17 protein-coding genes are annotated in these 20,049 nt (G+C 61.6%); 7 read left to right on the plus strand and 10 right to left on the minus strand.

Going from position 1 to position 20,049, the window contains the following annotated elements; genetic code table 11:
* Nucleotides 1-38 precede the first annotated feature (38 nt).
* The 5 genes from HU737_RS26165 to HU737_RS08955 all read right to left on the minus strand — a co-directional run bounded on the left by HU737_RS26165 (nucleotide 39) and on the right by HU737_RS08955 (nucleotide 7,878).
* Nucleotides 39-857 (minus strand): DUF6708 domain-containing protein, encoded by an 819-nt coding sequence (locus HU737_RS26165; protein WP_225915597.1) that lies wholly within the window; start codon nucleotides 855-857, stop codon nucleotides 39-41.
* A 41-nt stretch (nucleotides 858-898) separates the two neighbouring features.
* Nucleotides 899-1,702, minus strand: coding sequence for a DUF6708 domain-containing protein (locus HU737_RS26410; protein WP_367616016.1), 804 nt, complete (start codon nucleotides 1,700-1,702; stop codon nucleotides 899-901).
* Nucleotides 1,699-4,959, minus strand: a complete 3,261-nt coding sequence (locus HU737_RS08945; protein WP_217838526.1) for a T6SS effector BTH_I2691 family protein — start codon at nucleotides 4,957-4,959, stop codon at nucleotides 1,699-1,701. Before HU737_RS08945 ends, HU737_RS26410 begins: the two co-directional genes overlap by 4 nt.
* Nucleotides 4,960-5,274: 315 nt before the next feature.
* Complete coding sequence (locus HU737_RS08950) at nucleotides 5,275-7,362, minus strand: TonB-dependent receptor family protein (RefSeq protein WP_186554599.1); 2,088 nt, start codon at nucleotides 7,360-7,362, stop codon at nucleotides 5,275-5,277.
* Between the two features lie 135 nt (nucleotides 7,363-7,497).
* Nucleotides 7,498-7,878, minus strand: coding sequence for a RidA family protein (locus tag HU737_RS08955; protein ID WP_186554598.1), 381 nt, complete (start codon nucleotides 7,876-7,878; stop codon nucleotides 7,498-7,500).
* A gap of 176 nt (nucleotides 7,879-8,054) precedes the next feature.
* Here HU737_RS08955 and HU737_RS08960 point away from each other — a divergent pair, with 176 nt between their 5' ends.
* Nucleotides 8,055-8,747, plus strand: coding sequence for a tRNA (adenine(22)-N(1))-methyltransferase (locus tag HU737_RS08960; protein WP_186554597.1), 693 nt, complete (start codon nucleotides 8,055-8,057; stop codon nucleotides 8,745-8,747).
* 22 nt (nucleotides 8,748-8,769) lie between these two features.
* Here the strand turns inward: HU737_RS08960 and HU737_RS08965 are convergent, their stop codons facing one another.
* Complete coding sequence (locus HU737_RS08965) at nucleotides 8,770-9,039, minus strand: DUF2790 domain-containing protein (RefSeq protein WP_186554596.1); 270 nt, start codon at nucleotides 9,037-9,039, stop codon at nucleotides 8,770-8,772.
* Nucleotides 9,040-9,159: 120 nt separating this feature from the next.
* Here HU737_RS08965 and HU737_RS08970 point away from each other — a divergent pair, with 120 nt between their 5' ends.
* Nucleotides 9,160-10,092 (plus strand): LysR family transcriptional regulator, encoded by a 933-nt coding sequence (locus tag HU737_RS08970; protein WP_186554595.1) that lies wholly within the window; start codon nucleotides 9,160-9,162, stop codon nucleotides 10,090-10,092.
* A 148-nt stretch (nucleotides 10,093-10,240) separates the two neighbouring features.
* Here HU737_RS08970 and HU737_RS08975 read toward each other — a convergent pair whose 3' ends face one another.
* The 3 genes from HU737_RS08975 to HU737_RS08985 form a co-directional block, all read right to left on the minus strand.
* A complete protein-coding gene (locus HU737_RS08975; protein ID WP_186554594.1) occupies nucleotides 10,241-10,558 on the minus strand; it encodes a hypothetical protein in 318 nt (105 codons plus the stop codon).
* Nucleotides 10,559-10,780: 222 nt separating this feature from the next.
* A complete protein-coding gene (locus tag HU737_RS08980; protein ID WP_186554593.1) occupies nucleotides 10,781-12,073 on the minus strand; it encodes an MFS transporter in 1,293 nt (430 codons plus the stop codon).
* Between the two features lie 379 nt (nucleotides 12,074-12,452).
* A complete protein-coding gene (locus HU737_RS08985; RefSeq protein ID WP_186554592.1) occupies nucleotides 12,453-13,859 on the minus strand; it encodes an aminotransferase-like domain-containing protein in 1,407 nt (468 codons plus the stop codon).
* 168 nt (nucleotides 13,860-14,027) lie between these two features.
* On the opposite strand from HU737_RS08985, the gene HU737_RS08990 reads away from it, so the two are divergent.
* From HU737_RS08990 to HU737_RS09010, 5 genes are read left to right on the plus strand one after another with little or no spacing between them, the layout of a single operon-like run.
* Nucleotides 14,028-16,040, plus strand: coding sequence for a DUF2849 domain-containing protein (locus HU737_RS08990; RefSeq protein WP_186554591.1), 2,013 nt, complete (start codon nucleotides 14,028-14,030; stop codon nucleotides 16,038-16,040).
* Nucleotides 16,027-16,512 (plus strand): DUF934 domain-containing protein, encoded by a 486-nt coding sequence (locus HU737_RS08995; protein ID WP_367616017.1) that lies wholly within the window; start codon nucleotides 16,027-16,029, stop codon nucleotides 16,510-16,512. The genes HU737_RS08990 and HU737_RS08995 overlap by 14 nt, the downstream gene beginning before the upstream one ends.
* 2 nt (nucleotides 16,513-16,514) lie before the next feature.
* Entirely contained in the window at nucleotides 16,515-17,939 is a 1,425-nt protein-coding gene (locus tag HU737_RS09000; protein ID WP_186554589.1) for a cytochrome ubiquinol oxidase subunit I, read from the plus strand.
* Between the two features lie 14 nt (nucleotides 17,940-17,953).
* A complete protein-coding gene (gene cydB / locus HU737_RS09005; RefSeq protein WP_186554588.1) occupies nucleotides 17,954-18,961 on the plus strand; it encodes a cytochrome d ubiquinol oxidase subunit II in 1,008 nt (335 codons plus the stop codon).
* Between the two features lie 2 nt (nucleotides 18,962-18,963).
* A complete protein-coding gene (locus HU737_RS09010) occupies nucleotides 18,964-19,107 on the plus strand; it encodes a DUF2474 domain-containing protein (RefSeq protein WP_186554587.1) in 144 nt (47 codons plus the stop codon).
* A 314-nt stretch (nucleotides 19,108-19,421) separates the two neighbouring features.
* Here the strand turns inward: HU737_RS09010 and mobA are convergent, their stop codons facing one another.
* Nucleotides 19,422-19,997, minus strand: coding sequence for a molybdenum cofactor guanylyltransferase MobA (gene mobA / locus HU737_RS09015; RefSeq protein WP_186554586.1), 576 nt, complete (start codon nucleotides 19,995-19,997; stop codon nucleotides 19,422-19,424).
* Nucleotides 19,998-20,049: the final 52 nt, after the last annotated feature.

A 20,049-nucleotide genomic window follows, 5' to 3' on the forward strand; every position in this document is an offset into this window, starting at 1 on the left:
ACCGGCCCTGTTGTGGGAAAGGTCTGTCGCTGCAATGGCTACCGGCTGTGTTCAGCGGCTGGCGCTGTGCGCGACTCAATATCGATCGCTGTCGGCCATTGAACCTTTGGGGCGATGCAGTGAATCGGGCTTAATTGTGAATCATCGTTCCAGTCTCGGGGTGGGTGGGCGAACTCGGGCATGGCCTGGGGGCCTTGTTGCATGAACAACTGAGCAAGTGCCCAGTACTGCTTTCCTAGCTCGATATCGTGGGTGAAGAACAGGCGGTCGATTACCTCTTCAGTGCCGGGCTTGATCACCGAAATCACGACGTTTTCGATTAGACCGCCATTGCCCATCGGTGCGTATACGCTGCAGGCTTCGGCGATCAGGTCATCCCAGTCGTAGACAACTGGGCGGATACCCCAGCGTTGGCGGCTGAATAGGTGGAATCGGTCAAAGTGGTATTGGTAGAAATAGACTTTGCGGCGTAGCCGGTTGAAGCGGATAGGTTCGTCGCGGGGGAGTTCAATATCCATGCGTATGGTGGGGATGACAGCCCAAAACGTTGTGATTACGAAAAATAATCCAACCAAAATGAGAGTGAGGCCAACCTCTCGCCAGGCTGTTATTGTCATATAGGTTAAAGTCAACGCTATGATGCTGATAACGGCTACGGAAATTCCTCCTCCGAAAATACCTACGCCCCGGTGTCTTAATGTTGACCTTGGTAGTTCGAAGTAGGTGTGGCAGATATGGTTTGGGGGTGTTTTCAAACTCCCTGACCGGGAGCACTGCTCTGGCTTGTCGTTAGGTTTGCTTAAATCATATTTCCAGCCAGGTGCACGGCGCGACAGGGTTGGTGCGTGGTTTTTCACTCGACGTCCTTCCTAAGAATGGTGTGGACTATATGTGTGATTCACCCAGCGCACGGCGCGCTGCGTGATTCGAGGTCTATCTCTTCTGGCCAATGAACTTTAGGGGCAATGCACCGAATAGGGCTTAACTGCGAATCATCGTTCCAGTCTCGGGGTGGGTGGACGAACTCGGGCAGGGCCTGGGGGCCTTGTTGCATGAACAACTGGGCCAGTGCCCAGTACTGCTTTCCTTGCTCGATATCGTGGGTGAAGAACAGGCGGTCGATTACCTCTTCGGTGCCGGGCTTGATCACCGAAATCACGACGTTTTCGATTAGACCGCCATTACCCATCGGTGCGTATACGCTGCAGGCTTCGGCGACCAGGTCATCCCAGTCGTAGACAACCGGGCGTACACCCCAGCGTTGGCGGCTGAATAGGTGGAGTCGGTCAAAGTGGTATTGGTAGAAATAGACTTTGCGCCGTAGCCGGTTGAAGCGGATGGGTTCGTCGCGGGGGAGTTGAATGTCCATTCGTATGGTGGGGATAATTGGCCAGTAAAGGATGGCGCCGCCTCCAATAAATATGAGAGCGAAGCCTGGTTCGAATGTGTCCATAAGGAGAATATAAGCGATGAATAACAATGTGGCTGTGAGGTAGAGAAGCATGAAGCTACCGCCAATAATCCCTATACCTCTCATTCTCAATGTTGATCTGGGTAGCTCGAGATAGACGAGGTTGACATGGTTGGGTGAGAGCTTTAAAGCATCTGTATCAATGCGCAAAGTTGGAGTTTCATTGGGTCTAGGTAGGTCGTACTTCCATCCTAGAGGGCGACGAGGGTGGTATTTTTTTGGGCTGTTCATGAGTTTTTTTGCTCTAAAACTATTTCTGCGTATGCGTCAGAAATTGCACGGTCGGGCCAATAGATCACGGACAGGGTTGCAGCTAAGATGTTGTGCTTGCCGAGATCGGGGTTAAGTTCGATGCTGCCGCTGAGGTCTTCATGATAGAAATACCCGCTTTTTGCAGTGCCGGCTTGGTGTCTCATTTTATTCACCACGATGCTGTCTTTTTTGTAATCAGGGAATTTTGGAAGTTGGGAGGCTTGCAGCGAAGCCTGTCTCAAGGCAGTCGTAGGGTGCGGTAAAGGATGAAGTTTACCACTGATAATAGTTTCTCCCCCCGTGTAGTCGGGCGAGAGGCCGTCTCCGTGGCGATGCACAGTGAGCGTCCAGTGATAGGCGGACCTAGTCTCGTCAAAGCCAGGTAAAATGATTCTGAATTTGATATGCCGCTGTGTAGCTAAACTTGCCAATCCTCCAATTTTCGAACTTATTGTTGGATCTGCTCTTAGGGTTTTGAACTCCAGGTGAGTGAGGAGTCCTAGCGTGGCCGCATTGAGTTCAGCAAAAGCGATGTCGGCATGCTCGGGTCTATTCCAGTGAATGACGGGAGTCTCGTTGGCTTTACCGAAATAACATCGTTTGGCCCAACGCTCTAAGGGTGTTGATTCAAGTTGCTCTGCCCATTTTGTCAAATTGTACGCGCTAATCGAAAGAATGATGGCGATGCCCAATGGGCCATAAAGCACTGGATGGAATATGGCAAAAATGGAAAGGCTCACGCCGATAGCGGATGCTCCGCTTGCTAGTGAATACGAGAGCCATGCACGGGTGTCCCCTTTAGCAAAAGTGCGTTTAACTGCCAGACTCGTTTGAGCTGCATCCAAAACGCCCGTCACCGCACTTATCATCGCGCCCACTCTAACCAATGAATGGCCCACCGCTACCCCCGAGCTTGCACCTGACGCCCCGGCCGCCGCCAACGCCGCGCTTTTCTGAACCTGCAAAGCGCTCTGCCGGACAATCAACCCGACCGTTTCAACGCTCCCTCCGAGTATCGCCAAGCTGGAGCCCTGCAATGCCAGCCAGGCTTCCATGGACTTATCGCCAATTTCGGCCTCGGCCTTTTGCATGTTCTTTTCCAGGCTGTCACTGAGCAGGTACAGCCCGCCCATGGCCAGCAGCAACTCCCAGCTTCCCGCGACCCCGCGCAGCCCTGTGAAACTGGTGCCAAGCAACTGCGCCGCTTGTCGCGAGGTCACCCGCAGGCCTTGCAGCGCCTGGCGCGCATTCGGCTCCAGGGTGCCTACGGCGACGGACAGATCGAGCATCGTCACCTGCGCTGCCCGGTTCAATTCCTCAAGGCTGGCGCGTGTGCCATTGACCAGCGTGTCGCGCACTTGCTCTGCCGTTCCTTGGACCCAGACGCTGACGACAATCACGCTGTGCGCCAGCTTCGGATCGAGTACCGCCAGGCTCAGCAGCCCGTTCTGGATGATCGGCCGAACCTTGCGCAGGCTGGACTGCGACTGCTGCTGCAGCTCCTCAAGGCTCACGTGCATGCGCTCGCGGGCCTGGGCCATCGCGGCATTGGCGGTGCGCTGCATCTGCCGCAAGTGGGCACTTTGCAGGGCGTAGTACTCGCTGAGCTTCATCTGCACCTGCAACTCGACCAGCTGTACGCCGTTGTACAGCCACTGGCTGGCACAGTTCAGGCGCATCACCGCACGCTGAACCCCGGGGCCTGCCAGCGGGTGCAGGCGTTGGCTGGCCGCGTTGAGTGCGCCTTGCGCGTCGCTGATCGCTTGTTGCAGCGAAGTGCGCAGGCGCAAGCCGGCATCCTCGCTGGCAATGACCTTGCTCAGCGCCGCATAGAGCTTGTCGCTGTCGTTCCACTCGGTGGGATCGGTGATGGAGAAGCTTGGCAGCAAGGCCGCCAGCAACGACTGATCACGCAGGAGCAAGGCGCGATAGGGCGGGCTGTGCGGGTCTTGCAGCCACTTCAGCCAGAGCGCTGCGCTGCTGCCCGCAGCCGGCTGCGCCTCGGGGGTGGCGGTTGGCGCTTCGCTGATGCCGCCAGCCAGGCACAGCGCCATGGTCTTGCAGTAGGCAATGCCAGACTCGCGATCATTGCCGTCATAGTCGTATTGCTCGATGCGCTTGAACGTCGGGCTGGCGCACAGCGACGCGTAGAACCTGGCATTGAGGTCAATGTAATGTTGGTACTGCGCCTCCTGGCGGTCGTACTCGGCTTGGAAGGCGGCGCGCATCGGTTCGTGATAGCGCTGCTCGAGCCGCTCGTCGCTGTTCTGCGCCGTGTAATCAACTATTCGCTGGCGCTCCACCGCAGGGTCGACGAACAGCGGTGGGCCATCGCCGGTCTGCGCGTCGAACGCTGGCGTCTGTTGCTCGGCCCACTGCCGGTGCATGGCGCGGATGCTCAACAGCAGTTGCGAGGTTTGCAGTTGATAAGCCCGCAGCGGCTCTTCACGCCATCGCTGCCGGGTGGTGATCCAGTTCAGCCGCGCATGGTTGAACTCCTGCACCATGCCAACCGTGTCATCGAGGTCCAGGGCGAGCACACCGTGCTCCAACTGGTGCTTGGCGATGGCGTTGAGCACATAGCCGCGCAGCGCAGTCTGGCGCAGGAAGCGGCTGTGAAAGCCATGCACGCTGTCGAAGTCGCCGGGCAGTTGTTCGGCGTATTCGAAGACCTGGCGATCGACTTTGAGGGCGTCCGGGGTCATCGCCAGGCCCAGTTCGCCAGGGGCATTGCGCACCTGGGCCAGGTCCAGCACCTGAAAGCGCTCGGGCGGGGCCTTGCCATCGCGGTAGGCATTGAGCACGCTCGGCGGCCAGGCATCGCTGGAGAAGGCAATCCAGGCGCTGCTGTAGGTCTTGCTGTCGAGGGTGAGGAAGGCAGACGGGATGTCGTGGTCTTTGCCCACGCACCGTTTGGGCAGCGGCCGTGGCGGAGCCGGTGGGGGTTCGAGCGGGTTGAAGCGGCGCAAGTGAGCGTGTTCGGTGACCTCGAAGGCCTGCCAGACCTTGCGGTCGAGCAGCACATACAGGTAGCCCATGCGCAAGGTTCGCAGGCCCAGGCGGGTTTCCACGGGTTTGCCGTCAACCACGGGCGCGTTGTAGGCGGGACGGGTGTCGGGCACTAGTGCCCGGCGCAGGGGCAGGATCGGCAGGCCTTGGCGTTCGCAGGCCAGGCACTGGTCGGGGGGCATCGCCGACTCGGCGATGGCGTGGGCGATGTGCTGGCTAATGCTCATATGAATTCCTTGTCAGCGTCTGAAATGCTCCAAGCACTCGTGCTGTCATCAGACTGGGTTTGAGGCGAGCCAGAGGCTTGTGCGCATCCGGGCAAAGAGTTGCCGAACACTAGCGAGGAACGGCTTCACGGTAGCCCTGCAAGCTTCCGAAAACTGCGTAGGAACTTTCTGTGATTGCGCCGCGGAGGGCTTAAGGCGAAGGGAGGGGAGTGGGATGAGTGGGGCTGATGGCATGAGCTGGATCAGCCCAGCGGGTGGATGAGCTAGGGAGCGATGGAGCAGCTCTGGGTCGGCCTAGACCCAGAGCACAAGCGCTTAGAACTGATACTCCAACCCAGCCCCGGCATACCACGAGCGCCCCGGCGCGGCTTCGTAATAGCGGCCATTGCCGTCGCCAACGATCACCGAGCCGACGTACTGACGATCGAGCAGGTTGTCCAGGCGCACCAGTTGATGGAAGGTCCACGGCCCGTACTGTTGCTCAAGGCGGGTCCGCCAGTTGAACACCGCATAACTGGGGGCCGCGTGCTGGTCATTGGTGTCCTCGACATAGACCTTGCTGCGGTACTGCCCCTCAAGCCCCATGCTGATACCGGCACGCGGTTTCCATACCAGCTCGCCGAATACGCTGCTGCGTGGCACGCCCGGTAGGTGGTTACCTTTGTCGATGGAGTTGCTGCCCTGGCTGAACGCTTCGTCATAGGTGGCGTCGAGCAGGGTGTAGGCAAGGTTGGCCTGCCATTGCTCGCTCAGTTCACGCTGGATGCCCAGCTCCAGGCCGCGGCGCAGGGTTTTGCCGGCATTGTGATAACTGGTGCGGCCACCCTCGGAAGCAAGCACCACGATCTCGTCACGGGTGTGGATCTCGAACACCGCGACATTGATGCGGGTACGTTCGTCAGGTCGAGCCTTGAGGCCCAGCTCGTACTGGGTGCTGGTGGACGGCTTCAGGCCGAAGTTAAAGCCTTCCACCGAGCCTGGCGCATAGGCCATTTCCGCCTGGGTAGGCGTTTCGAACGCTTTGCCTGCACTGATGTAGCCGTGCAGATCGGGGGTAAAGGCATACATCACCGACAAGGTCGGGGTGGTGCGTTGGTATTTCTTCGAACCGCTGGCGTCGCCGTTGCTGAGGAAATGGTCATTGACCTCCATCTCCATGCTGCTATGGCGCACGCCAGCGTCGACAGTCCAGCGCTCCAACTCCCAATGGGCTTGCAGGTATGGGTCGAGGCTGGTGGCGGTGTCCTGTTCATCGCGGCGCAGTTCGCCTTTGACGCCCAAGGTGTCGCCGCTGAAATTCTGGTAGCCACGGCGGTCGTCGCGACTACGGTCGTAGTCGGCCCCGGCGGTCAGGGTCAGGGCGCCGAGGGCGACATCGACGGGCTGGATCCAGCGCAGGGTGGCGCCGTGGAACTCGCGGTCGAAGTCGACCACGCCGCCGCCGCGGTCTCGGTTGGACACGATGGTTTTTGGAATCGACAAATACTGAATTACGCTGCGCCGGCCTGTATATAAATTGAGCTGCAAGGTGGCATCACCAAAGTAACGCTCATAGTTCATTCCAACCTGCTGGTGGTGAATGCTTTTTCGAGTGTTGTATTGCTCGGCAGGCGGCATTACCGAACGCGGATCGTGCTTGTAGGCCTCCCAGGTCTGCCCAAGTGGATCCTGGGTGCCATTTTGTTCCAGGCTGCTGAAGATCAGCGCCAGGCGGCTGTCGTCATCGGGGCGCACATGCACCTTGGCAAAGGTCTGGTCACGGCGCGCGGCGCTGTGGTCGCGGTAGCCGTCGGTGTCCAGGCGCGAGGCGTCGAGGACGAACCCGGCCTGGTCGTTGCCGCCTTCGCCGTACAAGTGATTCTTGTTGAAACCGTCGCTGCCGACGGTGCTTTCGAGGCCAACCTTGGGCGGCCCGGCGCCGTCGCGGGAGAACATCTGGATCACCCCGCCGGCGTTACTGCCGTAGATCGCCGAGGCCGGGCCGCGCAGTACTTCGATGCGCTCGGCGACGTCGAGGTTGAGCGACGCCGCCTGGCCCTGGCCATCGGGTGTGCTGGCCGGGATGCCGTCGCTGAGCAGCTTGATCCCGCGGATGCCGAAGGCAGAACGTGCGCCGTAGCCGCGGGAAGAAATCTGCAGGTCCTGGGCGTAGTTCTGGCGGTTCTGCACCACCAGGCCGGGGACGCGGTTAAGCGCTTCGGACAGATTCACCCCGAGTTGGCCGTCGGCAATCTGCCCGCGCTCCACGGTGTCGATGGAGTAGGGCAGGTCGAAGCTGGGGTTGGGGGCGTAGGTGCCGGTGACCACCATCGGTTCGAGCAGGGTGAAGGCAGTGGGCGACGCTGCGTGAGCCAGGGAGCAAAGGCCGAGGCTCGGGAGCAAGAGGTAGAGGTGGCGAGGCATGGGGCTTCCTGCTGTGTAGCTATCAATATCCTGGTTGCCGGTACCGGCGCTATCGGGGGCAAACCCGCAAAAAAAGGCTACGCACCGTGGGAGCGGGCTTGCCCCGCGATAGCGCCGGCACTGGCGACAAACCAATCAGCCCTTGGCCGCCATCGCAGTGACTTCCACGCGCATGCCTTGCACTGCCAGCGAAGCGACGCCCACTGCCGCGCGCACCGGCCACGGCTTGCTGAAGAAACGCTGGTAGACCTCGTTGAACGCCGGGCGATCAGCCATGTCGGTGAGGTAGATGGTCAGGTGCAGTACCCGATCGATCGAGCTGCCGGCACGTTCCAGGGCGACCTTGAGCGCTTGCAGGGTGCATTCGCTCTGCTCGACGATGCCGCCCAATTCCAGGCTGCCGTCGGCACGGGTGGGGATCTGGGTGCTCACCAGCAGGTTGCCGAAACCGGTAACGTCCGAGGAGATCGACTCTGGATCCGGATCTGGAATGTAAGTGATATCTGCGTTTGCCATGGGAATGCTTGCCTTGCAACGGAAGGAAAGGCGCAAGCCTACTTGAGCGAAACCGGTCGGTCGAGCCGCCCGGGCATGTCCACTCAGCCAGGGAAATTGAAATACGCGGCATTGACCGGCAGAATCGCGGCCATTTGGCCGAGCGCGCTGCGTCGGTCGTGCAGAAGGATCAAGGCTTGAACGAACAGACATTGTCGATGCGCCTGGAGCGTGTGGCGGCGCATGTGCCCGCCGGCGCGCGGCTGGCCGATATCGGCTCGGACCACGGTTACCTGCCGGTAGCGCTGATGCTGCGCGGGCGCATCGAGCATGCGGTGGCCGGCGAGGTGGCGCTGACGCCGTTTCATTCAGCGCAACGCAAGGTGCGCAAGCATGGCCTTGAACAGCAGGTCAGCGTGCGCCTGGCCGATGGCCTGGCAGCCATCGAGCCTGCTGATCGGATCAATACGGTGAGCATCTGCGGCATGGGGGGCGAGACCATGTGCGAGATTCTTCAGCGTGGCAAGCATTACCTCAGCGGCGCGGAGCGGCTGATTTTCCAGCCCAATGGCGGCGAGCGCGAGCTGCGCACCTGGCTAATGGAAAACGGTTACCAGATCGAGCAGGAAGAGTTGCTGCGAGAAAATCGCTTCGATTACGAGATCATCGTGGCCGTGCCCGGCGCGGGCAGTGCCTACAGTGCTGAGCAGCTGTTCTTCGGGCCGCGTCTGCTGCAAGCGCGCAGTGAGGCGTTTCTGGCCAAGTGGCGGCGGGTGCTACGTCAGCGCCAGCAGACCTTGGCGCACTTCGAACATGCCCAGGCGGTCCCGCAGGACAAAGCACGGGAGTTTTCCAAGCAGGTTGAGTGGATTACCCAGGTGCTGGGATGAACAAGCATTGGCGGCAAGCCAGTTACATCTGCGAGCAGTTGCCCATTTCCCGGTAATTGACCTCACGACGCTGGCCTTGATGGTCGACATAGACCATGTGCGCAGTGCCCACCTGACAATCGGCGATGTTGCTGGCCGGGGTGATCGAGATGACCTTGGCCACATCCAGCGGCATGCCGTATTCGTAGTTCTGAGCACTGGCAGCCACGGGTTGATTGGAGGCTTGGTCAGCGTAGGCGCCAAGCGAGGCAAAGGATGCGAACAGGGCAAAAAGGGCGATCGAGGCTTTCATGACGGGCTCCTTGTGATGTTTTACCAATGATGTATTCGTTGGTGATACACAATAAAGGGGCTATCCCGTGATAGATTCCTGCCTGGGACGTACGAATAAGACTGAAAGGAGCGGACCTTCATGGACATGCTGCATGCCATGCGAACCTTTGCCCGCGTGGTGGAGTGCGGCAGTTTCGCTGCCGCTGCCAATGCGTTGGATATTTCTGCGGCGCAGGTCTCGCGCATCGTCGCCGAGCTTGAGAACCAGCTGCAAACCCGCTTGTTGCACCGCACCACCCGCCGCTTGCGCATGAGCGAGGCGGGCGAGCGTTTTCTGCAGCGCTCGCGGCAGATCATGCTGCTCACCGAAGAGGCCATGGATGAGGCCCGCGGCGCCCACCTCACGCCGCGTGGCCGGCTGCGCTTTCACTCCACCCACGGCTTGGGCATGTTGATGATGCCGCTGGTGGCGGCCTACAAGGCGGCGTGTCCGGAAGTGGTGATGGAGATGACCCTGTCCCAGCGCAACCCTGATCCGCTGGACGAAGGTCATGACGTGGTGCTCACCGTTGGCCGTGGGTTGCCAGACTCGCAACTGATCGCCATCCCGTTGGGCAGCATCTACAGCATTCTGTGTGCCTCGCCCGACTACCTGGCGCGCCATGGCGTACCGCAGCGCCCGCAAGACCTGCATGAACATGTGTGCTTGCGCATGGGCGATCCGTTGTTCGAGGAAGACTGGGCGTTCGAGCAGACCCCGGACAATTACGTCATCCTGCCCCAAGACACCTTCCTGACCAATGTGGCCGATGCGATGCTGCAGGCCACTGAGCTGGGCATGGGCATCGGGCTGATTCCATATTATTCGGCGAGCAAGTCGATCGAAGAAGGGCGCTTGTGCCGGGTGTTGGCACCGCACCGGCTACGCCAGCGGGAGATTTATGCGATCTATCCGTCGCGCCATTATCTGGATGCCAAGGTGCGCACCTGGCTGGACCTGCTCAAGGAGCAGTTGCCGGTGATGTTCAAAGCCCATGAGCGGCTGGTTGATGATCCGCAGTACTGGCGCTGAGGGTTCTATCGCCGGACAAGTCGCAGCGGCGCGCTGACGCTGTGACTTGTCCGGCGATGAGGTCTTTACCGCCGACCATTTAGGTGCCGATGGTCATGGCCAAGCCTTATGCGCTAGGTCGAAACAGAGCAGTTAAGCCAAGCCAGGCTCAGCGGCTGTCGCTGTCTTCACTGGTCCCGCCAGAGCTGCCTGCGCCAGTGCCGGTGGCCTCGCCGGTGTTGTTCGAGCCGCCAGTGGTGCCATCAGCGGCATCGGTGTCGGCGCCGGTATCGCTGCTGTCGTTGTCTTTGCCACCTGGGCTGTTGACGCTGCTGCCATCACCTGCGGTTTCACCTTTGGGGTGATCGCCTGAAGAGTGATCGGCGCTGGGCGTGCTGCTGTAAGGGTCGCTGGCGGCGAAGCCGGCGGTGGAGGCCAGCCCTAAGCACAGGGCAAGCAGCAGTGGGAGAGGGCGAATGCTGACCATGGTGAGTCTCCTGTAAGGATGATCTTCATGGTTTCGGCTGCGCAGGGTGGGGCAGGGTGCCCGGCAGGCGACGGGCGGTCGGGGTTATCTGTTTCGGCGTTTTGTGCTGTCAGTGCCGGCCTCTTCGCGGGCAAGCCCGCTCCCACAGGCTCACCGCCTGTGGGAGCGGGCTTGCCCGCGAAGAGGCCAGGACTGACCCAGCCAAAAACCAGCTGGGAACGATCAAACGCGCTCAGGCGCCGGTGTCGGGGTCTGTATCTCGGCCATCGAAGGATGCTCCTGCACCGCATGCATCAGCTCTTCGGTAGCGCGCAGCTCAGCACCGGTAGGCGAGAAGGTTGCAGTCGGCGCGAAAGGTGCCGGATGCTCCGGTGCCGGGCGTTTGCCGCGCCGCCAGAGGAAGAAGCTGACCATCGCCAGGTTGATCACTGCAAAGGCCCAGAACAGCCCCACTTCACCATAGGAAGTCATCACCGGCGAGATCGCCAGCGGAGCCATTGCCGAGCCCAGCGAGTTGATCAGCAGCAAGCCTTGGATCATCGGCACCAGCGCATCGGCCGGGGCCCGGTCGGCAGCGCTGCTGACCGCCACCGGATACAGGGCGAACACGCCACCGCCAAGCAGGAACAACATGGCCGGCAGCAGCACCGAATTGGCCGGCAACAGCACGATCAACACCGACAGCACGGTGCACAGCGCGGCCAGCGAGATCAGCACATCCTGGCGATCCTTGCGGTCCGACCAGCGCCCCACCGGATACTGCAGCAGCATGGCGCCGAGAATCACCCAGGCCATCATGTTGCCAACCTCACCGACATCCAGGCCGATGCGTTGCAGGTACAGCGGCAGCAGCGCGTAGATCCCGGCGATCGCCACGCCCGAACCGAAGCAGCCGACCAGCCCGGTCGGGGCGATGCCCAGCAGCTGACGTGGCTTGAGCGGTTCGACCTGATCCATCAGCGGCGACACCCGTGGCAGGATCACGATCGGCAGCACTGACAGCGTTGCGAGCATACCGGCGACCATGTACGGCACGGTCGGGCCCCAGCCGGTGACGTCGCCCAGGGTGGCTTGGGCCAGCACGCCAGCGCCATAGAAGGCGATCATGTACAGCGCCAGCAGGCGTCCGCGGATCTTCGCGTCGCCCGCCAGCAGTAGCCAGCTTTCGATCACCAGGAACACCCCGACCGCAGCCCAGCCGTTGATCAGGCGCAGCACCATCCACCAGGTGGTGTCGTAGAACAGCCCTTGCAACAGAATGGTCGCGGCGATCAGCGAGGCGAAGCTGGTGTAGGCGCGGATGTGGCCAATGCGCAGGATCAGCCGATCGTTGAAGATCGCGCCCAGGGTCAGGCCGATGAAGTAGGCCGAGGACACCACGCCGATCATGGTCGCCGATTCGCCAGCGGTGCCCAGTTGCAGGGTGGTCAGGGAAGACATGAAACCATTGCCCAGGGCAATGATGAAGAGCCCGAGCAGGGGTGCTAGCGCCTGGGCCAGCAAACGCGGAGACATACGTACCTCAAGGTTGGAAAAAGCAGGGTGGTGCGCAATACCAGTGAGTTACAAGCCTGGGCCCGCCTTGCCGTCCTTCGCGGGCAAGCCCGCTCCCACAGGTACCGCGCCACCTTCCAGGCAAACGCTATCTCTGTGGGAGCGGGCTTGCCCGCGAAGGACCGCAAGGCGGGCCCAAAACAAACCGACTCGAGTCTTAACTGACTGGCATCTGGCTGGGTGCCTTTTCGTAACCGGGTAGCTGCGGGCGAAGGCCGGGGCAGTAATCAGTCGACGGATCGACGGGCGAAAAGGAGGCGCGATTCTAAGCCTTGTGGAGAATTTGCCAAGAGGGCCACCCCTGCGACCAGAGGCCGCAGGGGTGGCTTATTGCTATTAGTCAGACGAACGCGCGCGAGCTGCGCCGCCGATCTTCCTTGAGCAACGCGTCGATCTTGCGCAAGGCGCTGCCCAGGCTGGCCTGATCGGCCGGGCCGCCGAGCGATACGCGCACCGCATCCTGGGTCTGCGGGGCAACGCTGAACGAATCGGCACTGGCGACGTTGACCCCAAGCTCATCCAAGGCATGGGTGAACAGGTTTTGGTTCCAGTGCGCGGGCAGCGCCAGCCACAGGTGAATACCGGTGGGGTGAGTCTGCACCGGCGCCGTGAGCAAGCTGCCCGCCAGCTGCTGCCGGGCGCGCGCTTCGCGCTGAATCTCCTGCACCAGCTGCTTGGCGGTGCCGCTGCGAATCCAGTGCTCGACCAACCCCAGCAGCAGCGCCGAACAACCCATGCTCGCAGCACGCAGCCCGCTTTGCAGGCGCTCGCCGGTATCGCCCCGTGGTGGCAGGACGAACGAGGTGCGCAGGCTTGGCCACAGGCATTTGGACAGCGATGCCAGGTAGAAGGTGTTGGCGCCGCCGGTCAGCGTGGCGATGGCCGCCGGGGCGTCGTCGAGCAGGTAGCGATAGGGGTCGTCTTCGATCAGCGTCAGGTCCAGGCGCAGCACGGTGGCTGCGATCTGCTGTCGGCGGCCGATGGGCATGGTGTGCGCGGTGGGGTTGTTGAAGGTTGGGTTCAGGTACACAAGACGCGCGCCACTTTGCTGCTGGGCGCGCTCCAGTGCGTCCGGGCGCATGCCGTCGGCATCGCCCTCGACCGCCAGCACGCGCAGGCCCAGCTGGCGCGCTGCCAATAGCAGCCCAGGGTAGGTCAAGGGGTCGCAGAGCAGCGTATCACCGGGCTTCGCGCAGGACGCCAAGATGGCGAAAATCGCCGCCTGCGAGCCCGAGCACACGCTCAGCGCGCGGGTATCGAGATCGCCCAGGGCTGGTTTCAACCAGCCTTGCGCCGCTTGCAGCGCGGAGCGGGTGGTGGGCTCGTCCTGGTAGGTCGACAACGCCTCGATGCGGTTGCGCCGCAGCACATCGTCCAGGCCCTTGCCAACCAGCTCCGCCATCGCGCCGTTGGCCGGTTGCGGGGGAATGTTCATGGTCAGGTCGATGCGCACCTCAGCGCCCGGCTCGCTGACCCCGGTGACGAACGATCCGCGCCCGCTGTACGAGGCGATCAAGCCGCGATTGCGCGCTTCGGCATAGGCGCGGGTCACCGTGGTCAGGTCGACGCCCAGTTGCGCGGCCAGGGTGCGTTGCGGCGGAACCTGGTCGCCAGACTGCAAAGAACCCGATTGTATGGATTCTGCGATCATTTCGGCGATCTGTATGTATCTTGGCCCGCCCTTAGGTTTGAAGGGCCTTATCCAGCGGGCTTGAGCTGATTCTTTCGTCTCGTCAGCGAGAGGCATGCGAATTCCTCAGGTTGTCAATCCATACGCTCAAGCATAACATGGCATACGGTTACATAGTAAATCCATACAAACGGACTGTTTATGGATTTTATTGTCAGGCACCGGAGAGGCGCAGCAGGGTTGCAACGATAAGCGCTTCTAGGCTGCCAGTCATGGAGATGTTTGATGAATGACTGCCAACTGATCTGCGCCAATCGTCTCGACGATGGCGCAGTGGTCTGGCTGGACGCGGAGCACCAGTGGGTCGAGACCCTTGCACAGGCCAGTGCCTTTGCCCCGCAGCAACTCCCTGCCGCCCAGGCTGCGGCGCAACGAGCGGTGGACGCGAACCTGGTGGTCGGCCCGCTGCCCTGCGCTGCACGGCGAGTGGACGGCGTTGTCGAGCCGATCGAGTTGCGCGAACGCTTGCGTGCTCGTGGGCCATCGGTGCGCACCGATCTGGGTAAACAGGCGGCCCGCCTCAGCCCACCCGCGAGCGCTGCCCAGCCGCGCCCGGTGATCGCGGCACCGGTCGAGCACGCTGGGGTCTATCGCTACGACCCGTTCGAGCGCGACTACCTCAAGGCCCGTGCCCGCGAGTTCGAGCAGCAAGTGGCCCGGCGCCTGAGTGGCGAGCTCGACGAAGAAGCGTTCAAGGTCTATCGGCTGATGAACGGCCTGTACCTGCAGTTGCATGGCTACATGCTGCGGGTGGCCATCCCCTATGGCACCTTGAGCGCGATTCAATTGCGCCAGCTGGCCTATGTCGCCAGCACCTACGACAAGGGCTATGGCCACCTCACCACGCGGCAGAACATTCAGTTCAACTGGCCGCACCTGTCCGATACCCCAGAAATCCTCTCGGTGCTGGCCGATGCTGACCTGCATTGCATCCAGACCAGCGGCAACTGCATCCGCAACGTCACCACCGACCACTTCGCCGGCGCTGCCCAGGATGAAGTGATAGACCCGCGGGTGCACGCTGAAATCCTCCGCCAGTGGTCCACCGACCACCCTGAGTTCACCTACCTGCCGCGCAAGTTCAAGATCGCCATTACCGGCAGCCCGATCGACCGCGCAGCGGTGCGCTTTCACGACATCGGCATCCTCGCCACGCGCAACGACCAGGGCCAGGTGGGCTTTCAGATCTACGCAGGTGGAGGGCTGGGGCGCACGCCTATTGTCGGCACGCTGGTGCGCGACTGGCTGGCCGAGCGCGACTTGCTGCGCTATGTCGAGGCGATCCTGCGGGTCTACAACAGCCTCGGGCGGCGCGACAACCTGTACAAGGCGCGGATCAAGATCCTGGTTCGCGAGCTCAAGCCAGCCAAGTTCATCGATTTGATCGAGGCGGAGTTCGCCAGCCTTCCCGCGGACCATCAGCACCTGGAACCGGGCATCGTCCAGGCGATACACGAGCGCTTCGTCAAGCCCGCCTTCGCGGAGCTGCCCGGCATCTGTGAGGACTACCTCGATGCGCGCACAGCCGATGCCGAGTTTGCCTTTTGGGTGCGCAACAACACCCATCCGCACAAGAAACGCGGGTATATCAGCGCGGTCATCTCGCTCAAGCCCCAGGGCGGTATTCCGGGCGATGTCAGTGCCCAAGAGATGCTGCTGATCGCCGACTTGGCCGAAGCCCATTCGCTCAATGAGATCCGCGTGTCCCATGAGCAGAACCTGGTCTTGCCGCATGTGCGCCTCAGTGAGCTTTACCAGGTCTGGCAAGCCCTGCGCGGCGCCGGCCTGGCTACGGCCAACGTCAACCTGATCTCCGACTCGATCGCTTGCCCAGGCATGGACTACTGCAGCTTGGCCACGGCCCGTTCGGTGCCGGTGGCCCAGCGCATCGCGCAGCGTTTCGATGAGGCCCAGCAGCGTGAGATTGGCGAGCTCAAGCTCAACGTGTCCGGCTGCATCAACGCCTGTGCCCACCACCATGTCGCCCACATCGGCATTCTCGGCCTGGACAAGGCCGGGCATGAAAACTACCAGATCACCCTCGGCGGCAGCGCGGCAGAGGATGCCGCGGTGGGCACCATCCTTGGCCGCTCGGTGAGCTATGAGGCGCTGCCAGAAGTAGTCGAGGCGATTGTCGCGATCTACCTGCGCGAACGGGTCGAGGGCGAGCGCTTCCTGGATACCTACCGCCGCGTCGGCATCGATGTGTTCAAGGAGGTGTTGCGTGACGCTCATTGATCGTAACGGCCTGCCGGTTACAGACCCGTGGCTGTATCAACAACAAGACGCCCCCTTGGTGTTGGCCGAACGCTGCGTGATTCGCCTTGAGCAATGGGACGAATACCTCAGCCAATTCGGCGCGCCTGCCCAAGGTGTGCGGATCAGCGGCGAGCAGGATCCCGCTGGCGTGCTGGCGCTACTGGCCCAGCTCGAAGTGATCGTCATCGACTTTGCCAAGTCGCGCGACGGTCGCGGCTTTACCCTTGCGCGCCTGTTGCGCGACCGGCACGCCTTCGCTGGCGATTTGCGTGCCGCCGGGCCGTTGCTGCCCGATCAGTTCTCGATGTTGCTGCAGTGCGGCTTCACCAGCCTGCTGGCCCCGGCCACGGTGCCGCTGGTTCGCTGGCAAGACGCCGCCAGGGCCCGCCTGCAAGCCCAGGCCCGGCCGCGCACGCTGCTCGAGCGCCTTTCCCTAAGTAATGAGGCATAACCATGTTCAGCCTGACAGCCTTGGAGCTGGCACGTATTCAGTTTGGCTTCACCGTGACCTTCCACATCATCTTCCCGGCCATCACCATCGGCCTGGCCTCGTTCCTCGCGGTCCTCGAGGGCCTGTGGCTGTGGAAGAAAGACAACGCCTACCTTGACCTGTACCACTTCTGGTCGAAGATCTTCGCCGTCAACTTCGCCATGGGCGTGGTTTCGGGGCTGGTCATGGCCTATCAGTTCGGCACCAACTGGAGTTTCTACTCGCAGTTCGCCGGCAGTATCACCGGACCGCTGCTGACCTATGAGGTGCTCACGGCATTCTTCCTCGAGGCCGGTTTCCTGGGCGTCATGCTGTTCGGCTGGAACAAGGTCGGGCGCGGGCTGCACTTCTTCGCCACGGCCATGGTCGCCGTCGGCACGATGATCTCGGCGACCTGGATCCTGGCGTCCAACAGCTGGATGCAGACGCCCCAGGGGCATGAGGTGATCAATGGCATCGTGGTGCCGGTGGACTGGTTGGCGATCATTTTCAATCCGTCGTTCCCTTACCGCCTGGCGCACATGGTCACCGCAGCGATGCTGTCGACCGCACTGTTCGTCGGCGCCTCGGCTGCCTGGCACATGCTGCGCGGTACGCGCACGCCAGCGGTCAAGCGGATGTTCTCCATGGCCATGTGGATGCTGCTGTTCACCGCGCCCTTGCAGGTGGTGATCGGCGACATGCATGGCCTCAACACGCTCAAGCACCAGCCGGCGAAAGTGGCGGCGATGGAAGGCCACTGGAGCAATACCCCGGGTGAAGGCGTGCCGCTGATTTTGTTCGGCATCCCCGACATGCAGGCGGAAACCACCCACTACAAGATCGAGATCCCCAATCTTGCCAGCCTGATCCTGACTCACAGTTTGAACGGTCACATCCCGGCACTGAAGGACTTCCCGCCTGAGGACCGGCCCAACGCAACCATCGTGTTCTGGTCGTTCCGAGTCATGGTGGGCTTAGGCGTGCTGATGGTCGTGCTTGGCTTGTGCGGCGCCTGGTTGCGCTGGCGGCACCGGTTGTATGAGTCCAAGGCGCTGGCGCGTTTCGCGCTGTGGATGGGGCCATCCGGGCTGGTGGCGCTGCTCGCAGGCTGGTACGTCACCGAGATCGGGCGTCAGCCGTGGGTGGTGTATGGGCTGATGCGCACCAAGGATGCGGTGTCCAACCACTCGGCCATGACCCTGTCGGTTGGCCTGGTGGTGCTGGTGGTGATGTACCTGGGCATTTTCGGCACCGGCATCGTGTACATGCTGCGCCTGGTTGGCAAAGGCCCGCAGGAGCATGAGCACCATGAGCTGGAGGCTGAAATCACGGCCAACCAGCGACCGGCGCGGCCGCTGTCGGCGGTCGATGAGTCGCTGTATTCCACCACCCCTAAGAACCACTGACGGGAGCGTCTTTCATGGGTATCGATCTTGCGCTGATCTGGTTTCTGATCATCGGCTTCGGCGTGATGATGTATGTGATCACCGATGGCTTTGACTTGGGCATTGGCATCCTCTTTCCGTTCATCCCCGACCGCGATCATCGCGACACCATGGTCAACACCGTCGCTCCGGTGTGGGACGGCAACGAAACCTGGCTGGTACTGGGTGGGGCAGGGCTGATGGCTGCATTCCCCAAGGTCTATGCGATCTTGCTCAGCGCGCTGTACCTGCCGGCCCTGGGTTTACTGGTAGGGCTGGTCTGGCGTGGAGTGTCGTTCGAGTTCCGGTTCAAGGCCGATGATGCGCACAAGCCGTTCTGGGACCGAGCGTTCATGTCTGGCTCGTTCATGGCCGCGTTTTTCCAGGGGGTGATTCTTGGCGCGTTCATCGAGGGCCACCAGATCGTCGATGGCGTGGCTACCGATGGCGTCATGAGCTGGCTGACGCCGTTCAACGTGTTCTGTGGTTTCGGCGTGGTCATCGCCTACGCGTTGCTGGGGGCGACCTGGCTGATCCTCAAGACCGAAGGCGACTTGCAGGCGCGAATCATGCGCGCGACCGGGCCGATCACCGTGGCGACCGTACTGTCGATGCTGGTGGTGAGCGTCTGGACGCCCCTGACGCACCCGGCGATCTTCGAGCGCTGGTTCAGCCTGCCGAACTTCTGGTTCTTCCTGCCGGTGCCGGCGCTGGTGCTGGTGGCGACCTGGGCGATCTTGCGTTCGCTGCGCGGCGAGCCGCATGCCGGGCCGTTCATTTGGTCGCTGGTGCTGATCTTCCTGGGCTACACCGGTTTGCTGATCAGCATCTGGCCTTACGTGCTGCCGCCTAGCCTGACCATCTGGGAAGCCGCGGCACCGCCGCAGAGCCTGGGCTTTGCGCTGGTGGGGGCGCTGTTCATCATTCCGTTCATCCTGGGGTACTCGGCTTGGTCGTATTACGTGTTCCGAGGCAAAGTCAAAGTTGGCGAGGAGTTTCACTGATCATGAATCCATCTACTACCAAGGGGCCCGGGTGGAGCAAGCGTCTGTTGTGGTTGCTGGCGATCTGGGCGGCTAGCGTCATGGCGCTGGGTGCGGTTGCGTTGGCTACGCGGTTGGCCATGAGGTTTGCGGGGATGACGGTTTAAACTGTTGCGCTTGGGTTGTCCGTAAGGGTCTGGGGTTCGCTTCAGGCCCTTTTTTTGGTTGTTCGAAGGGGGCTGGGTTCTTCTGAGTTCCGAGCCTGTGGGCAGTAGTGGTGGATAATTCGGCCTCTTCGCGGGCAAGCCCGCTCCCACAGGGTTCGTGGCGTGCGCAGGATCTGCGTGGTGTCAGTGCTGGTTCAACGCAGGTCATAAATCTGCGCGGTACCTGTGGGAGCGGGCTTGCCCGCGAAGAGGCCAGTAGCGCCGCCACATCAAATGGATAAGCTCACTATCCTAGAGCCCAGAACCCCAAAAACCTATTCTTCCAACCACCGCGGACTATTGAAATTACTCAACCGCCGATCCCCCTCAGCACACTCCAATCCCTGCACCGAACCCAGCAACAAAACTTTCTGCAAACTCCGCTCACCCACCTGCCAAGCCTGCTGCAAAACCGGCAACAAACGCCGCGGCAGCACGCTGAACATCGGCTGCCAATACCCAGCCTGACGCACCATGGCCGCGCTATCGTGCTCAACCGCCAGCCGCAGCAGGTCCTCAATCAACCCTTGATCAATCAGCGGCGCATCGCAGGCCAGCACGACAACCCATTCATGCCGAGCCACCTCGACACCGGCAATCACTCCAGCCAACGGCCCGGGATAGTCCACCTCGGCATCCCCCACCAATTGATCGGCAAAAACCCGATAGGCCTCCTGATTGCGGTTGCAGGAAATCACCACGTCATCGCTCAAATCGCGCACCACCCGCTGCACATGCGCCACCAGCGGCTCGCCGCGCCAGCACACCAGGCCTTTGTCACGGCCACCCATGCGCTGGCCGCGACCACCGGCCAAAATGAGGATGGAGCAGGGGAGAAGGGCAGCGGACATAAAAAAGAGTTCCTGGCGGCTAAGCCAGAAACCCTCCCATGTCGCAGGTGGC

The sequence above is a fragment of the Pseudomonas urmiensis genome (genome assembly GCF_014268815.2).
In the GTDB taxonomy this organism is placed as follows: domain Bacteria; phylum Pseudomonadota; class Gammaproteobacteria; order Pseudomonadales; family Pseudomonadaceae; genus Aquipseudomonas; species Aquipseudomonas urmiensis.

What these genes read in the sequence shown, in the direction of transcription:
- HU737_RS26410 (WP_367616016.1), bottom strand. Translation starts at nt 1,702, where the DNA reads ATGAACAGCCCAAAAAAATACCACCCTCGTCGCCCTCTAGGATGGAAG.
- HU737_RS08945 (WP_217838526.1), bottom strand. Translation starts at nt 4,959, where the DNA reads ATGAGCATTAGCCAGCACATCGCCCACGCCATCGCCGAGTCGGCGATG.
- HU737_RS08950 (WP_186554599.1), bottom strand. Translation starts at nt 7,362, where the DNA reads ATGCCTCGCCACCTCTACCTCTTGCTCCCGAGCCTCGGCCTTTGCTCC.
- HU737_RS08955 (WP_186554598.1), bottom strand. Translation starts at nt 7,878, where the DNA reads ATGGCAAACGCAGATATCACTTACATTCCAGATCCGGATCCAGAGTCG.
- HU737_RS08965 (WP_186554596.1), bottom strand. Translation starts at nt 9,039, where the DNA reads ATGAAAGCCTCGATCGCCCTTTTTGCCCTGTTCGCATCCTTTGCCTCG.
- HU737_RS08970 (WP_186554595.1), top strand. Translation starts at nt 9,160, where the DNA reads ATGGACATGCTGCATGCCATGCGAACCTTTGCCCGCGTGGTGGAGTGC.
- HU737_RS08975 (WP_186554594.1), bottom strand. Translation starts at nt 10,558, where the DNA reads ATGGTCAGCATTCGCCCTCTCCCACTGCTGCTTGCCCTGTGCTTAGGG.
- HU737_RS08980 (WP_186554593.1), bottom strand. Translation starts at nt 12,073, where the DNA reads ATGTCTCCGCGTTTGCTGGCCCAGGCGCTAGCACCCCTGCTCGGGCTC.
- HU737_RS08985 (WP_186554592.1), bottom strand. Translation starts at nt 13,859, where the DNA reads ATGCCTCTCGCTGACGAGACGAAAGAATCAGCTCAAGCCCGCTGGATA.
- HU737_RS08990 (WP_186554591.1), top strand. Translation starts at nt 14,028, where the DNA reads ATGAATGACTGCCAACTGATCTGCGCCAATCGTCTCGACGATGGCGCA.
- HU737_RS09000 (WP_186554589.1), top strand. Translation starts at nt 16,515, where the DNA reads ATGTTCAGCCTGACAGCCTTGGAGCTGGCACGTATTCAGTTTGGCTTC.
- cydB (WP_186554588.1), top strand. Translation starts at nt 17,954, where the DNA reads ATGGGTATCGATCTTGCGCTGATCTGGTTTCTGATCATCGGCTTCGGC.
- HU737_RS09010 (WP_186554587.1), top strand. Translation starts at nt 18,964, where the DNA reads ATGAATCCATCTACTACCAAGGGGCCCGGGTGGAGCAAGCGTCTGTTG.
- mobA (WP_186554586.1), bottom strand. Translation starts at nt 19,997, where the DNA reads ATGTCCGCTGCCCTTCTCCCCTGCTCCATCCTCATTTTGGCCGGTGGT.